The sequence below is a fragment of the Burkholderia sp. LFS061 genome (assembly GCF_047978125.1).
In the GTDB taxonomy this organism is placed as follows: domain Bacteria; phylum Pseudomonadota; class Gammaproteobacteria; order Burkholderiales; family Burkholderiaceae; genus Burkholderia; species Burkholderia pyrrocinia_C.
The window spans coordinates 43,197-56,262 of sequence record NZ_JBFPFS010000040.1; the positions used below are offsets into that span (position 1 = coordinate 43,197).

General features: G+C 68.0%; 14 protein-coding genes. 8 read left to right on the plus strand and 6 right to left on the minus strand.

Annotated features, from left to right (window positions below; translation table 11 throughout):
• Window positions 1-108 precede the first annotated feature (108 nt).
• Window positions 109-987: an EamA family transporter gene (locus ACNQQL_RS27810; protein ID WP_347067215.1), complete on the plus strand. Its 879-nt coding sequence runs from the start codon at window positions 109-111 to the stop codon at window positions 985-987.
• 54 nt (window positions 988-1,041) lie between these two features.
• On the opposite strand, the gene ACNQQL_RS27815 is transcribed toward ACNQQL_RS27810, so the two are convergent.
• Both ACNQQL_RS27815 and tsaE read right to left on the minus strand, forming a co-directional pair.
• Window positions 1,042-2,568 (minus strand): N-acetylmuramoyl-L-alanine amidase, encoded by a 1,527-nt coding sequence (locus tag ACNQQL_RS27815; protein ID WP_347067166.1) that lies wholly within the window; start codon window positions 2,566-2,568, stop codon window positions 1,042-1,044.
• A complete protein-coding gene (gene tsaE, locus ACNQQL_RS27820; RefSeq protein WP_347067168.1) occupies window positions 2,550-3,101 on the minus strand; it encodes a tRNA (adenosine(37)-N6)-threonylcarbamoyltransferase complex ATPase subunit type 1 TsaE in 552 nt (183 codons plus the stop codon). The genes ACNQQL_RS27815 and tsaE overlap by 19 nt, the downstream gene beginning before the upstream one ends.
• Window positions 3,102-3,118: 17 nt before the next feature.
• Between tsaE and queG the strand changes: the two genes are divergently transcribed.
• From queG to xerD, 3 genes are all read left to right on the plus strand, one after another.
• Window positions 3,119-4,354 carry a tRNA epoxyqueuosine(34) reductase QueG gene (gene queG, locus ACNQQL_RS27825; protein ID WP_347067170.1) on the plus strand — a complete coding sequence of 412 codons (1,236 nt, stop codon included), beginning with the start codon at window positions 3,119-3,121 and terminating at the stop codon, window positions 4,352-4,354.
• Between the two features lie 63 nt (window positions 4,355-4,417).
• Window positions 4,418-4,888, plus strand: a complete 471-nt coding sequence (locus ACNQQL_RS27830) for a methylated-DNA--[protein]-cysteine S-methyltransferase (protein WP_347067172.1) — start codon at window positions 4,418-4,420, stop codon at window positions 4,886-4,888.
• Window positions 4,885-5,835: a site-specific tyrosine recombinase XerD gene (gene xerD, locus ACNQQL_RS27835; RefSeq protein ID WP_347067174.1), complete on the plus strand. Its 951-nt coding sequence runs from the start codon at window positions 4,885-4,887 to the stop codon at window positions 5,833-5,835. The genes ACNQQL_RS27830 and xerD overlap by 4 nt, the downstream gene beginning before the upstream one ends.
• A 59-nt stretch (window positions 5,836-5,894) precedes the next feature.
• Here xerD and ACNQQL_RS27840 read toward each other — a convergent pair whose 3' ends face one another.
• Window positions 5,895-7,457: a class I adenylate-forming enzyme family protein gene (locus ACNQQL_RS27840; RefSeq protein WP_347067176.1), complete on the minus strand. Its 1,563-nt coding sequence runs from the start codon at window positions 7,455-7,457 to the stop codon at window positions 5,895-5,897.
• 238 nt (window positions 7,458-7,695) lie between these two features.
• Here ACNQQL_RS27840 and ybaK point away from each other — a divergent pair, with 238 nt between their 5' ends.
• Together ybaK and plsY are read left to right on the plus strand one after the other, a co-directional pair.
• Window positions 7,696-8,187 (plus strand): Cys-tRNA(Pro) deacylase, encoded by a 492-nt coding sequence (gene ybaK, locus ACNQQL_RS27845; protein ID WP_347067178.1) that lies wholly within the window; start codon window positions 7,696-7,698, stop codon window positions 8,185-8,187.
• Window positions 8,188-8,297: 110 nt separating this feature from the next.
• The gene (plsY, locus tag ACNQQL_RS27850; RefSeq protein ID WP_034178855.1) at window positions 8,298-8,936 is read left to right on the plus strand and encodes a glycerol-3-phosphate 1-O-acyltransferase PlsY; all 639 of its coding nucleotides are present in this window, start codon (window positions 8,298-8,300) and stop codon (window positions 8,934-8,936) included.
• Between the two features lie 77 nt (window positions 8,937-9,013).
• Here plsY and ACNQQL_RS27855 read toward each other — a convergent pair whose 3' ends face one another.
• Entirely contained in the window at window positions 9,014-9,499 is a 486-nt protein-coding gene (locus ACNQQL_RS27855; RefSeq protein WP_011885818.1) for a YajQ family cyclic di-GMP-binding protein, read from the minus strand.
• A 137-nt stretch (window positions 9,500-9,636) separates the two neighbouring features.
• On the opposite strand from ACNQQL_RS27855, the gene murB reads away from it, so the two are divergent.
• On the plus strand, window positions 9,637-10,686 hold the full coding sequence (murB, locus tag ACNQQL_RS27860; protein WP_347067181.1) for a UDP-N-acetylmuramate dehydrogenase: 1,050 nt from the start codon (window positions 9,637-9,639) through the stop codon (window positions 10,684-10,686).
• Between the two features lie 92 nt (window positions 10,687-10,778).
• Here murB and argF read toward each other — a convergent pair whose 3' ends face one another.
• Window positions 10,779-11,708, minus strand: coding sequence for an ornithine carbamoyltransferase (argF, locus tag ACNQQL_RS27865; protein ID WP_034178853.1), 930 nt, complete (start codon window positions 11,706-11,708; stop codon window positions 10,779-10,781).
• A 412-nt stretch (window positions 11,709-12,120) separates the two neighbouring features.
• Between argF and ACNQQL_RS27870 the strand changes: the two genes are divergently transcribed.
• Complete coding sequence (locus ACNQQL_RS27870) at window positions 12,121-12,441, plus strand: DUF3579 domain-containing protein (RefSeq protein WP_069248689.1); 321 nt, start codon at window positions 12,121-12,123, stop codon at window positions 12,439-12,441.
• A gap of 178 nt (window positions 12,442-12,619) precedes the next feature.
• Here ACNQQL_RS27870 and rpsT read toward each other — a convergent pair whose 3' ends face one another.
• Window positions 12,620-12,892: a 30S ribosomal protein S20 gene (gene rpsT / locus ACNQQL_RS27875; RefSeq protein ID WP_006482211.1), complete on the minus strand. Its 273-nt coding sequence runs from the start codon at window positions 12,890-12,892 to the stop codon at window positions 12,620-12,622.
• Window positions 12,893-13,066 lie beyond the last annotated feature (174 nt).

Here is a 13,066-nt window from a genome sequence, read left to right on the forward strand (position 1 = left end):
GCCCGCCGACGATTCCATGCGCGCCGCGCGGGTATCGGGCCGGGCGGCGAAACCCGGTAGACTGACGCGCTTCGGAACAACGATTCGACAATCGAGGAGACGCCGATGATGGCCCCGAAGGACTTGCTGCTCGCGCTGGTCGTGATCCTGGCGTGGGGCGTTAACTTCGTCGTGATCAAGGTCGGCCTGCACGGGATGCCGCCGATGCTGCTCGGCGCGCTGCGCTTCACGCTCGCGGCCGTGCCCGCGGTGTTCTTCGTGCGCCGGCCGCAGATTCCGTGGCGCCTGCTGGTGCTGTACGGCGCGACGATCCAGCTCGGCCAGTTCGTGTTCCTGTTCACCGGCATGTACGTCGGCATGCCGGCCGGCCTCGCGTCGCTCGTGCTGCAGTCGCAGGCGTTTTTCACGCTGGTGTTCGCGATGCTGTTCCTCGGCGAGCGGCTGCGCGTGCAGAACCTGGTCGGGCTCGCGATCGCCGCGGGCGGGCTCGTCGTGATCGCGGCGCAGGGCGGCCGTGCGATGACGCTCGCGGGTTTCCTGCTGACGATCTGCTCGGCTGCGATGTGGGCGGTCGGCAACATCGTCACGAAGAAGGTCGGGAAAGCGAACCTCGTGTCGCTCGTCGTATGGGCGAGCCTCGTGCCGCCCGTACCGTTCTTCCTGCTGTCGCTGTGGTTCGAAGGGCCGCAGCGGATCGCGACCGCGCTCGCCGGGCTCGACGGTGCGTCGATCTTCGCGGTCGTCTATCTCGCGTTCGTCGCGACGCTGCTCGGCTACGGGCTGTGGAGCCGCCTGATGTCGCGCTACCCGGCCGCGCAGGTCGCGCAATTTTCGCTGCTGGTGCCGATCGTCGGGCTCGCGTCGTCGGCGCTGCTGCTCGACGAGCACCTGACGCGCGCGCAACTGCTCGGTGCGGCGCTCGTGATGGGCGGGCTCGCGGTGAACGTGTTCGGCGGGAAACTGATGCGCCGCTTCGCGGCGTCGTGACGCGCCGGCGCGCGCTGCGTGCCGGCGGCGGGGCGGGGTGGCCGGGTACGGCCGTCAGGCCATCCGGTTCTTCGCGAGCGGCGGATTCGCGGCGAAATAACGCTTGATGCCGCGGAAGATCGCGTCGGCCATCTCGTCGCGATAGCTGTCGTCGTTGAGCCTGCGCTCTTCGTCCGGGTTGCTGATGAACGCGGTCTCGACGAGGATCGACGGAATGTCGGGCGCCTTCAGCACCGCGAACCCGGCCTGTTCGACCGAGCCCTTGTGCAGCTTGTTGATGCCGCCGACTTCCTTCAGCACGTAGTTGCCGTAGCGCATCGAATCGCGGATCTGCGCGGTCGTCGACATGTCGAACAGCGCGCGGCTCACGGCCGCGTCCTGCGTCTTGATGTTGATGCCGCCGATCAGGTCCGACGAATTCTCCTTGTTCGCGAGCCAGCGCGCCGCGGCGCTCGACGCGCCGTGATCGGATAGCGCGAACACCGACGAGCCGCGCGCGGACGGCGTCGTGAACGCGTCCGCGTGGATCGACACGAAGAGATCGGCGCCCACGCGGCGCGCCTTCTGCACGCGCACGTTCAGCGGCACGAAGAAGTCGGCGTCGCGCGTCATCATCGCGCGCATGTTCGGCGCGCCGTCGATCTTCGCACGCAGCTTCTTCGCGATGTCGAGCGCGATGTGCTTCTCGTACGTGCCGCCGCCGCCGATCGCGCCCGGATCCTCGCCGCCGTGGCCCGGATCGATCGCGACCGTCAGCAGGCGCACGGTGCCGCCCTTGCCGGATTTCGGCGCGGTGAACTTGTAGGTGTCGCCGTCGTCGTCGCTGTCGTCGCGGCGCGCGATGACGGGCGGCGGCTTGACGGCCGGCTTCGCGGGCGTCGCAGGCGTGCCGGTAGCGGGCGGCGTGTGCGGCGTGGCCGGCGTGTTCTGCGCGAAGCGCTGGAAGAACGCGTCGCTGTTGTCGTTGCCCGCGACGGGCGGCGTGGCCGGCCCGTTCAGCGCGCTCGGCGGCTGCATCTGCTGCGCGCGCGCCGTGTCGTTGAGCGCCTGTTCCTTGCGTTCCGTCTGCGCGATCAGGTCGGTCAGCGGATCGGGCGCGACGGCCGGATACAGGTCGAACACGAGCCGGTACTTGTAGGTGCCGACCGGCGGCAGCGTGAACACCTGCGGCTTCACCGAGCCTTTCAGGTCGAACACCATCCGCACGACGTGCGGCTGGTACTGGCCGACGCGCACCGACTGGATCTGCGGATCGTTCGGTGCGATCTTCGACACGAGGTCGCGCAGCGCCTGGTCGAGATCGAGGCCGCTCAGGTCGACGACGAGACGGTCGGGACCCTGCAGCAGTTGTTGGCTATTCTGCAGCGGCTGGTCGGATTCGATCGTGACGCGCGTGTAATCGCGCGCGGGCCACACGCGCACGCCGAGCACCGACGACGCGTGCGCGAGCCGCGGGGCGACGAGGCCGAGCACCAGCGTCGACGCGCCCGCGCGCAGGATCTGGCGGCGCCGCCAGTTATGCGTCGCGGTGGCCGCCGATTCGATCGAGCGGAACGGTTTGATCAACATCTTTCGAGACATGCCTTTCCTGAAGCGCTGTACGCCCGGACGGTGAGAGCGCGGCCGTCGCCATCCACGTCGAGCGAGAAGACCAGATCGGGCACGCCGAGCAGCACGCCCGCCTGTTGCGGCCATTCGACGAGGCAGATCGCGCTGGAATTGAAATATTCGCGAAAGCCTGCGTCGGACCATTCGGCCGGATCGTTGAATCGATACAGATCGAAGTGATAGACCTCGAGTTCCCCATCGCTGCGTTCGAGCGCGTACGGCTCGACGAGCGTATAGGTCGGGCTGCGCACGCGTCCCTGGTGGCCGAGGCCGCGCAGGATCGCGCGCACGAGGCTCGTCTTGCCCGCGCCGAGATCGCCGACCAGCTGGATCTGCAGCCCGTCGAACGCGTGCGCGCTGGCGAGATCGATGCGCGCCGCGTCGAGCGCATGCGCGAAGCGCGTGCCGAAGGCCTCGGTCGCCGCTTCGTCGGCGAGCGCGATCACGCGCTCCGCGAGCGGGGCCGGCAGCGTGGCGGCATGAGGCGTATGGGACGTGGCTGGCATTCTCGTAAAATAGTGCGATGAACCGATTACCGGAACTCGCCGCATCCGACAGGCCTTCGACTCATGCCGAAGGCGCGGCGCCGTGCGCGCTCGACGATGCGGCCTTGACTGCGCTCGCCGCGCGCATCAGGGCGTGGGGGCGCGAATTGGGTTTCGGGGCGATCGGCATCAGCGATACCGATCTCTCGGATGCCGAAGCAGGCCTCGCCGCCTGGCTGGAAGCCGGATACCACGGCGAAATGGATTATATGGCGAAACATGGGATGAAACGCGCGCGGCCGGCCGAACTTGTGGCCGGTACGCGACGCGTGATTTCCGTGCGGCTCGCCTACCTGCCGGCCGAAACGCTCGCCGCCGGCGCACCCGACGGCGAGCCCGGCGCGCTCGCGCCGCACGACTGGCGCGCACGCGAACGGGCGCGGCTCGACGATCCGCAGGCGGCCGTCGTGTCGATCTATGCGCGCGGCCGCGACTATCACAAGGTGCTGCGCAACCGGCTGCAGACGCTCGCCGAGCGCATCGAGCGCGAGATCGGCGCGTTCGGCTACCGCGTGTTCACCGACTCGGCGCCCGTGCTCGAGGTCGAGCTCGCGCAGAAGGCCGGCGTCGGCTGGCGCGGCAAGCACACGCTGCTGCTGCAGCGCGACGCGGGTTCGCTGTTCTTCCTCGGCGAGATCTACGTCGATATTCCGCTGCCGACCGACGCGCACACGTCGCCCGATACCGCACCCGAGGCTCCCGGCGCGCACTGCGGCAATTGCACGCGCTGCATCGACGCATGCCCGACCGGCGCGATCGTCGAGCCGTACCGCGTCGATGCGCGCCGCTGCATCTCGTACCTGACGATCGAGCTGAAAGGCAGCATCCCCGAGCCGCTGCGGCCGATGATCGGCAATCGCGTGTACGGCTGCGACGACTGCCAGCTCGTGTGCCCGTGGAACAAGTTCGCGCAGGCCGCGCCCGTCGCCGATTTCGACGTGCGGCACGGCCTCGACCGCGCGACGCTCGTCGAGCTGTTCGGGTGGGACGCGGAAGCGTTCGATACGCGGATGCAGGGCAGCGCGATCCGGCGCATCGGCTACGAAAGCTGGCTGCGCAATCTCGCGGTCGGGCTCGGCAATGCGCTGCGCGCGAGCGCGGACCGGCTTTCGCCGCAGGCGCGCGACGCGATCGTCGCCGCGTTGCGCGCGCGGGCCGACGATCCGTCGCCGGTCGTGCGCGAGCATGTCGAATGGGCGCTGCGCGCCGCGTGAAGGCGGCGTAAAGTGTCGTCGGCGCGCGGCGGTGCCGCGCCATCCATCGCTCAGGAGAGGGCAATGTTCAATGCAGTCATCGACGCGCCGTTCGGCAAGGTCGGCATCCGCACGGACGCCGCGGTGGTGCGCGAGATCGTCTATCTGCCCGAATCGGTGATGTCGGTCGATCCGGATTCGCCGCTCGCGAAGCGCGCGGTCCAGCAGATCGAACGTTATTTCGAGCGTGCGTCGGCGCGCTTCGACCTGCCGCTCGCCGAAGTCGGCAGCGCGTTCCAGCACCGCGTGTGGGACGTGATCAGCGATATCCCGCCCGGCACGGTGCTGACCTACGGCCAGGTCGCGAAGCGGATCGGCAGCGCGCCGCGCGCGGTCGGCCAGGCGTGCGGCGCGAACTACTTTCCGCTCGTGATCCCATGCCACCGCGTCGTCGCGGCAGGCGGCCTCGGCGGCTTCGCGAACCACGACGACAACGGTTATTACCAGAAGGTGAAGCGCTGGCTGCTGGCGCACGAGGGCGTGCCGTACCGATGAGCGAACCGCTGATTTCCCCCGAAGCCGACGACGATGCCGCCGCGGCATCGCCCGCGCTGCTTGCGAGCCGCGCGTCGATCGACGTGTTCTGCGATGCGCTGTGGCTCGAGCACGGGCTCTCGCGCAACACGCTCGACGCGTACCGGCGCGATCTGGTGCTGTTTTCCCGATGGCTGGCCGCGACGCACGACGCGCCACTCGATGCGGCCGACGAGGCGATGGTGACGGGCTATATCGCCGCGCGCAGCGACGGCAAGGCGACGTCGTCCAACCGGCGACTGTCGGTGTTCCGTCGCTATTACGGCTGGGCCGTGCGCGAGCATCGTGCAAGCGCGGACCCGACGCTGCGGATTACGTCCGCGAAACAGGCGGCCCGGTTTCCGTCGACGCTGTCCGAGGCGCAGGTCGAGGCGCTGCTCGGTGCGCCCGACATCGACACGCCGCTCGGCTTGCGCGATCGCACGATGCTCGAGCTGATGTACGCGAGCGGGTTGCGCGTGAGCGAGCTCGTGACGCTGAAGACCGTCGAGGTCGGCCTCAACGAGGGTGTCGTGCGCGTGATGGGCAAGGGCTCGAAGGAGCGGCTCGTGCCGTTCGGCGAAGTCGCGCACGGCTGGATCGAGCGCTACCTGCGCAGTGCGCGGCCGGCGCTGCTCGGCGCACGCGCGGCCGATGCGCTGTTCGTGACCGCGCGCGGCGACGGAATGACGCGCCAGCAGTTCTGGAACATCATCAAGCGCCACGCGCAGCAGGCCGACGTGCGCGCGCACCTGTCGCCGCACACGCTGCGGCATGCGTTCGCGACACACCTGCTGAACCACGGCGCCGACCTGCGCGTCGTGCAGTTGCTGCTCGGCCACAGCGACATCTCGACCACGCAGATCTATACGCACGTCGCGCGCGAGCGGCTGAGGACGCTGCACGCGCAACACCATCCGCGCGGCTAGCGTTCGGGGGGCGCGCGATTCCGGCACGGCGCGTTCTTCGCTGCGCGCGCCGGTCGGCGTCAGGCCAGGTCGCGCAGCTTGTGCTTCAGCACCTTGCCGGTCGATGCGGCCGGCAATGCGTCGAGCACGCGGATGTGAGCAGGGCGTTTGTAAGGCGCCAATCGCTCCGCGCACCATGCGTGCAATGCCGCTTCGTCCGCCGCCGCGCCGGGCACCAGCTCGACGAACGCGAGCACTTCCTCGTTGCCTTCGACCGCGCGGCCGATGACGGCCGCCTGCACGACTTCCGGATGCGCATTCAGCACCTGTTCGACTTCGACCGGATACACGTTGAAGCCGGACCGGATGATCAGTTCCTTGCTGCGGCCCGCGATCGTCACCGCGCCGTCCGCGTCCTGCCGCGCGAGATCGCCGGTGCTCAGCCAGCCGTCCGGCGACACGGCCGCGCGCGTGGCGTCCGCGTTGCGGTAGTAGCCGAGCATCACGTTCGGCCCGCGCACGCGAATCTCGCCGACCTCGCCTTGCGGCACGTCGGTGCCGTCCGGCGCGACGATCCGCATGTCGACGCCCGGAATCGGCACGCCGACCGAGCTGTCGGCACGCGGCGCGTCGAGCGGCGTCTGCGTGATCGTCGGGCTGCTTTCGGTCATCCCGTAGCCGTTGTGCAGCGGCACGCCGTACACGCGCTCGACGCGCGCCTTCAGGTTCGCGTCGAGCGGCGAGCCGCCCGAATACGCGAAGCGCAGGCGCGGCGCGTGCCACGCGTGGCCGTGCGTGTGAAGGTGTTCGAGCAGTTTCGCGTGCATCGCGGGCACGCCCTGGAAGATCGTGACGCCTTCGTCGGCGAGCGCGACGCGCACGGCCTCCGGGGCAAAGCGCGGGGCGAGCCGCAGCGTTGCGCCCGCGTACAGGCTGCCGAGGCAGACCGACGCGAGCCCGTACACGTGCGACACGGGCAGCACCGTGTAGACGACGTCGTCCGGCGACACGCGGCGCAACGTGCTCGACGTCGCCGCGATGAACAGCAGGTTGCGGTGCGATAGCATCACGCCTTTCGGCGCGCCGGTCGTGCCGGTCGTGTAGATCAGCGCCGCGCATTGCTCGGCACCGTCGGCGGCTACAGGTTCGGCAAGCGCGCTCGCATCGACGCGATACGACCATGCGCCGATGTCGACCGGCAGTGCGCCGGCGGGTGTTGCGCCGCGCCGCGCCGCGTGGGCACGTGCGTCGGGCGATGCGTCCGTCGCGAACGCGATCAGCTTCGGACGCGCGTGCGCGGCGATCGCATCGAGTTCGCCGGCAGACAGCCGCGCGTTCGACACGAGCGCCCACGCATCGACGCGGGCGACCGCGAACAGCAGCACGATCTGCGCGACGCAGTTTTCCGCGACGATCATCACGCGGTCGCCGCCCTGCACGCCGAGGCTCGCGAGCCGCGCGGCCGCCGCATCGACGGTCTGCGACAAGTCGCCGTACGACAGGCGGCGCGCGTCCTCGATCAGCGCCGGGTGCGCGGGCGCCCGCGCTGCCCAGCGCGCGGGCACGTCGGCGATGCAGTCAGGCAGCGCGGCGAGCAGCGCATCGACGTCGAGCGACTCGGATGAACGGATGGGCGAGGGCATGGCGTCTCCAGAAAAGGGCCGGGCGGTAGCGTGACGATGTTTGCGAACGATCGTGCCATGACGATGTACGCGCCACAATCGGCCAATCGGGCAATAGCGTTTCGCGATGTCTGCAATGATGATGGGCGGAATCGCCACGGCGACGCCGCGGGCCGCCCCGCGGAAAACGGGCGGCGAGTATACCGCCGGCACGGGCACGCCATCGCGCGCGCCGGTCGTTCGCCATTAGAATGCCGCCATGAGCAAATCCAGACACGTGTCCGAAACCCCTGCGACCCAGCTGTTGCGCCGCCACGGCGTCACGTTCGGCGAGCATCCGTACGAATACGTCGAACACGGCGGCACCGGCGAATCGGCGCGCCAGCTCGGCGTCGACGAGCACAGCGTCGTGAAGACGCTCGTGATGGAAGACGAACACGCGAAGCCGCTGATCGTGCTGATGCACGGCGACCGCACCGTGTCGACGAAGAACCTCGCGCGGCAGATCGGCGCGAAGCGCGTCGAGCCGTGCAAGCCCGAGGTCGCGAACCGCCATTCGGGTTATCTCGTCGGCGGCACGTCGCCGTTCGGCACGCGCAAGACGATGCCCGTCTACGTCGAGGCGACGATCCTCGAATTGCCGACGATCTACCTGAACGGCGGCCGTCGCGGCTACCTCGTCAGCCTCGCGCCGGCGGTGCTCACGTCGCTGCTCGGCGCGCAGCCCGTGCAGTGCGCGAGCGTCGACTGAGGGTTTCACCTTCGTGGCAGGCCGCGCTCGTTCGGTAGAATGGGCGCCGTTTCGGCTTGCCGCGCACAGAGCCGTCCCTTTACCGATACGTTGAAAGAAGAGTCCTCCGCATGCAGATCCTGCTCGCCGCCCTCGTTGCCTACCTGATCGGTTCGGTGTCGTTCGCCGTCGTCGTCAGCGCCGCGATGGGCCTGGCCGACCCGCGTTCGTACGGGTCGAAGAATCCCGGCGCGACCAACGTGCTGCGCAGCGGCAACAAGAAAGCCGCGATCCTGACGCTCGTCGGCGACGCATTCAAGGGCTGGATTGCCGTCTGGCTCGCGCGGCGCTTCGGCCTGCCCGACGTCGCGGTCGCATGGGTCGCGATCGCCGTGTTCATCGGCCACCTGTATCCGGTGTTCTTCCGCTTCCAGGGCGGCAAGGGCGTCGCGACCGCGGCCGGCGTGCTGCTCGCCGTGCACCCGGTGCTCGGGCTCGCGACCGCGCTGACCTGGCTGATCGTCGCATTCTTCTTCCGCTATTCGTCGCTCGCGGCGCTGGTGGCGGCGGTGTTCGCGCCGGTGTTCGACGTATTCCTGTTCGGCACGAGCCACAACCCGGTCGCATGGGCCGTGCTCGCGATGAGCGTGCTGCTCGTGTGGCGTCATCGCGGCAACATTTCGAAGCTGCTCGCAGGGCAGGAGAGCCGGATCGGCGACAAGAAGAAAGCGGCCGCGGACGGCGGCGCGCAGGACGGCGGGAAAGCCTGACGAAGCGGAGCTTGCCGCGCGCCGGGCGTGCCGCGTGTGCGGGGCCCGGCCGGATGACGGGACGGATCGTCCGGCGATCAGTCGCGGAAGTTGTTGAAGTCGAGCGGCGTATCGGTCACGTCCTTGCGCAGCATCGCGATCACGCTCTGCAGGTCGTCGCGCTTCGTGCCCGCCACGCGCACCGCGTCGCCCTGGATGCTCGCCTGCACCTTGATCTTGCTGTCCTTCACGAGCCGCACGATCTTCTTCGCGAGATCGCCCGTCACGCCTTTCTTCACGGTGACGATCTGCTTGACCTTGTCGCCGCCGATCTTCTCGACCTTGCCGTAGTCGAGGAAGCGCACGTCGACGTTGCGCTTGGCCAGCTTGCCGATCAGCACGTCCTTGACCTGGCCGAGCTTGAAATCGTCGTCGGCGAACAGCGTCAGCTCGCGTTCCTTCTGCTCGACGCGCGCGTCGGAGCCCTTGAAGTCGAAGCGCGTCGAAATTTCCTTGTTCGACTGCTCGATGGCGTTCTTCACTTCGATCATGTTCGCTTCGGAAACGACGTCGAACGATGGCATGGCATTCTCCCTTGAAATGCGGGCACCCGGCTCGCGCGCGGGCACTCGCTATAATTGCGGACTGTTTGCCATTTTACCGATGCCCCTCCGTTTGCCCAAGGCCGGCCATTCGCCGCCCCGGGCCGACGTGACCGCGAATGCCGATGCCTCCTGACGATTCCGCCCTGTCGCTGCTTCCCGACCATCCGCTCGCCGCGCACAACACGTTCGGCATCGCCGCGACCGCGCGCTTCGCCGCGCGCATCACGCACGCGTCGCAGTTCGAGGCGCTGCATCGCGACCCGCGCGTCGCGAACCTGCCGCAGCTCGTGCTCGGCGGCGGCAGCAATGTCGTGTTCACGCGCGATTTCGACGGCGTCGTGCTGCTCGACGAGATCGCGGGCCGCCGCGTCGTGCGCGAGGACGGCGACGCGTGGTACGTCGAGGCCGGCGGCGGCGAGAACTGGCACGACTTCGTCGCGTGGACGCTCGAGCACGGGATGCCGGGCCTCGAGAACCTCGCGCTGATCCCGGGCACCGTCGGCGCCGCGCCGATCCAGAACATCGGCGCGTACGGCCTCGAGATGAAGGTGTATTTCGATTCGCTGGTCGCCGTCGAGCTATCTACGGGGCGCAGCGAGCGCTTCGACGCCGCGCGCTGCGCGTTCGGCTATCGCGACAGCTTCTTCAAGCGGGAGGGGCGCGGCCGGTTCGCGATCGTGTCGGTGACGTTTCGGCTGCCCAGGCAATGGACGCCGCGGCTCGGCTACGCGGACGTCACGCGCGAGCTCGACGCGCGCGGCATCGCGCCCGATGCGGCGACGCCGCGCGACGTGTTCGACGCGGTCGTCGCGATCCGCCGCGCGAAGCTGCCCGATCCGCTCGTTCTCGGCAACGCGGGCAGCTTCTTCAAGAATCCGGTGATCGATGCCGCGCAGTTCGATGCGCTGCACGCCCGCGTACCCGATGTCGTGTCGTATCCGCAGCCGGACGGGCAGGTGAAGCTCGCGGCCGGCTGGCTGATCGATCGCTGCGGCTGGAAGGGGCGGGCGCTGGGCGCGGCGGCCGTGCACGACCGCCAGGCGCTCGTGCTCGTCAATCGCGGCGGCGCGACGGGCGCCGACGTGCTCGCGCTGGCACGGGCGATCCAGGCCGACGTGCGCGAGCAATTCGGCGTCGAGCTCGAGGCCGAGCCGGTCTGCCTGTAGCGCGGGGCCGCACCGGTTTTCACGTACCCAAACAAAAAGCGCCGATCGTCGATCGGCGCTTTTTGCGTCTGCTGCCGGATTCCGGCGGCGCGTCAGTGCTTGAGGCGGCCGAGCAGCAGGAACTCCATCAGCGCCTTCTGCACGTGCAGGCGGTTTTCCGCCTCGTCCCACACGACGCTCTGCGGGCCGTCGATCACGCCGGCCGTCACTTCCTCGCCGCGGTGCGCGGGCAGGCAGTGCATGAACAGCGCGTCCGGGTTCGCGTGGCCCATCATTTCCTCGTCGACGCACCAGTCGGCGAACGCCTTCATCCGCGCTTCGTTCTCGGCTTCGAAACCCATGCTCGTCCATACGTCGGTCGTCACGAGATCGGCGCCCTTGCATGCTTCGTTCGGATCGTCGAACACCTCGTAGAACGGCGCGCTGTCGGGCGACACGAGCTTCATGTCGAGCGCATAGCCGGGCGGCGTCGACAGGCGCAGCTTGAAGCCGAGGATCTGCGCGGCTTCGATCCACGTGTAAAGCATGTTGTTCGCATCGCCGACCCACGCGACGGTCTTGCCGGCGATCGGGCCGCGGTGCTCGTAGTACGTGAAGATGTCGGCGAGCACCTGGCACGGGTGGTATTCGTTCGTCAGGCCGTTGATCACCGGCACGCGGGAGTTCTCCGCGAAGCGCTGGATGACCTCCTGCTCGAACGTGCGGATCATGATGATGTCGACCATCCGCGAGATGACCTGCGCGGAATCCTCGACGGGCTCGCCGCGGCCGAGCTGCGTGTCGCGCGTGCTCATGAAGACGGCGTGGCCGCCGAGCTGGAAGATTCCGGCCTCGAACGACAGGCGCGTGCGCGTCGAACTCTTCTCGAAGATCATCGCGAGCGTGCGGTCGTGCAGCGGGTGATAGGTCTCGTAGTTCTTGAACTTGCGCTTCAGGATACCCGTGCGTTCGAGCACGTACTCGTAGTCTTCTAGCGAGAAATCCTTGAACTGCAGGTAGTGACGAATGGTTTTGGCGGTCATGAAGCGAAATACGGCGGGTTTCACCCGGCAGCGGCGCCGGACGGCGCCGCCGTCGGGTGTGGATAACTCAAAGCAGCATAAAGGATTTTCTGTGCTTTGACGAGCCGCGAAGAGAAACGGGGCACGATCGCGGCGCGCGGCCGGCGGTACGGGGAGGGGGCGTCGGGACGACGCGCGATGGCGCGCTGCGGTATAATCCAAAAGTTTTCTCCAGCCCGGCAGGCAAGCCTCTTCGCGCTCTGCCGGACACAAGCTGTGCGCTGCACAAATCCGGTGCGGCACACCGGCAGCGCGCATCGGCGTCCTGTTTTCGGGATATCGGAATGCTTGTGCCGCCGTCGATTCCAGCTTTGTGTTCGCGTATCCAGGCGCTGTCGCCTGGGCATCGCCGGGCCGTCACTTGGGTAACCACATGGCTGAAACCCCTCCGACCGAATTCTTTATCCAGGGCATTACGAAAGACGGGAAAAAGTTTCGCCCGAGCGACTGGTCGGAACGTCTGGCCGGCGTGATGGCCTGCTTCGGGCCGGGGGCGAGCGGGCCGAATGCGCGTCTCAAGTATTCGCTGTACGTGCGTCCGACGATGCTCGGTGACCTGAAATGCGTGATCCTCGATTCGCGGCTGCGCGATGTCGAACCGATGGCTTTCGATTTCGTGCTGAATTTCGCGAAGGACAACAACCTCGTCGTCACCGAGGCGTGCGAGCTGCCGGACTACGGCGCGAAGAAGTGATGCGGTGACGCCGGCGGGCGAGGGCGCCTGGTGCGCCCGCCCCGACTGTCGTCGGTCGGCGCGATGCCCCGGTGCCCGGACCCGATGCCCGGACGACAGGCAACAAAAAAGCCCGCCTAGGCGGGCTTTTTTGCGATCGCAGGAAACAGGAACGCCCGCGTGAGCGGGCGCACCGGATTTACGCTGCTGCCTGCAGGCCCTTGACGGCTGCGGCGAGGCGGCTCTTGCTGCGAGCGGCCTTGTTCTTGTGAACGATCTTCTTGTCGGCGATCGTGTCGATCGTCTTCACGGCAGCCTTGAACAGCTCGGCAGCCTTTGCCTGGTCGCCGGCTTCAACAGCCTTGCGAACCGACTTGATCGCGGTACGGAATTTCGAGCGCAGCGCCGAGTTGTGCGAGTTTGCCTTCGCGGCCTGGCGGGCGCGCTTGCGTGCTTGTGCGGAGTTAGCCATGACGGTTCCTTATCCTGTCCTGTTTCCAGAGCTTGGAGCCTGACGGCCAAGCGCTGCTTTTCGATCCGTCCCCTGAGAACGATTGCCCAGGGGCGCATAAAAAAACGGTGATTTTAACCGAGGCCGGAACATGGAAACGGCAGTTGCCGTACATGTACAGGCCTAGAAACGGAC

Bases quoted from the DNA above. Each gene is read 5' to 3' on its own strand.
- ACNQQL_RS27810 (WP_347067215.1), top strand. From the start codon at position 109: ATGGCCCCGAAGGACTTGCTGCTCGCGCTGGTCGTGATCCTGGCGTGG.
- ACNQQL_RS27815 (WP_347067166.1), bottom strand. From the start codon at position 2,568: ATGTCTCGAAAGATGTTGATCAAACCGTTCCGCTCGATCGAATCGGCG.
- tsaE (WP_347067168.1), bottom strand. From the start codon at position 3,101: ATGCCAGCCACGTCCCATACGCCTCATGCCGCCACGCTGCCGGCCCCG.
- queG (WP_347067170.1), top strand. From the start codon at position 3,119: ATGAACCGATTACCGGAACTCGCCGCATCCGACAGGCCTTCGACTCAT.
- ACNQQL_RS27830 (WP_347067172.1), top strand. From the start codon at position 4,418: ATGTTCAATGCAGTCATCGACGCGCCGTTCGGCAAGGTCGGCATCCGC.
- xerD (WP_347067174.1), top strand. From the start codon at position 4,885: ATGAGCGAACCGCTGATTTCCCCCGAAGCCGACGACGATGCCGCCGCG.
- ACNQQL_RS27840 (WP_347067176.1), bottom strand. From the start codon at position 7,457: ATGCCCTCGCCCATCCGTTCATCCGAGTCGCTCGACGTCGATGCGCTG.
- ybaK (WP_347067178.1), top strand. From the start codon at position 7,696: ATGAGCAAATCCAGACACGTGTCCGAAACCCCTGCGACCCAGCTGTTG.
- plsY (WP_034178855.1), top strand. From the start codon at position 8,298: ATGCAGATCCTGCTCGCCGCCCTCGTTGCCTACCTGATCGGTTCGGTG.
- ACNQQL_RS27855 (WP_011885818.1), bottom strand. From the start codon at position 9,499: ATGCCATCGTTCGACGTCGTTTCCGAAGCGAACATGATCGAAGTGAAG.
- murB (WP_347067181.1), top strand. From the start codon at position 9,637: ATGCCGATGCCTCCTGACGATTCCGCCCTGTCGCTGCTTCCCGACCAT.
- argF (WP_034178853.1), bottom strand. From the start codon at position 11,708: ATGACCGCCAAAACCATTCGTCACTACCTGCAGTTCAAGGATTTCTCG.
- ACNQQL_RS27870 (WP_069248689.1), top strand. From the start codon at position 12,121: ATGGCTGAAACCCCTCCGACCGAATTCTTTATCCAGGGCATTACGAAA.
- rpsT (WP_006482211.1), bottom strand. From the start codon at position 12,892: ATGGCTAACTCCGCACAAGCACGCAAGCGCGCCCGCCAGGCCGCGAAG.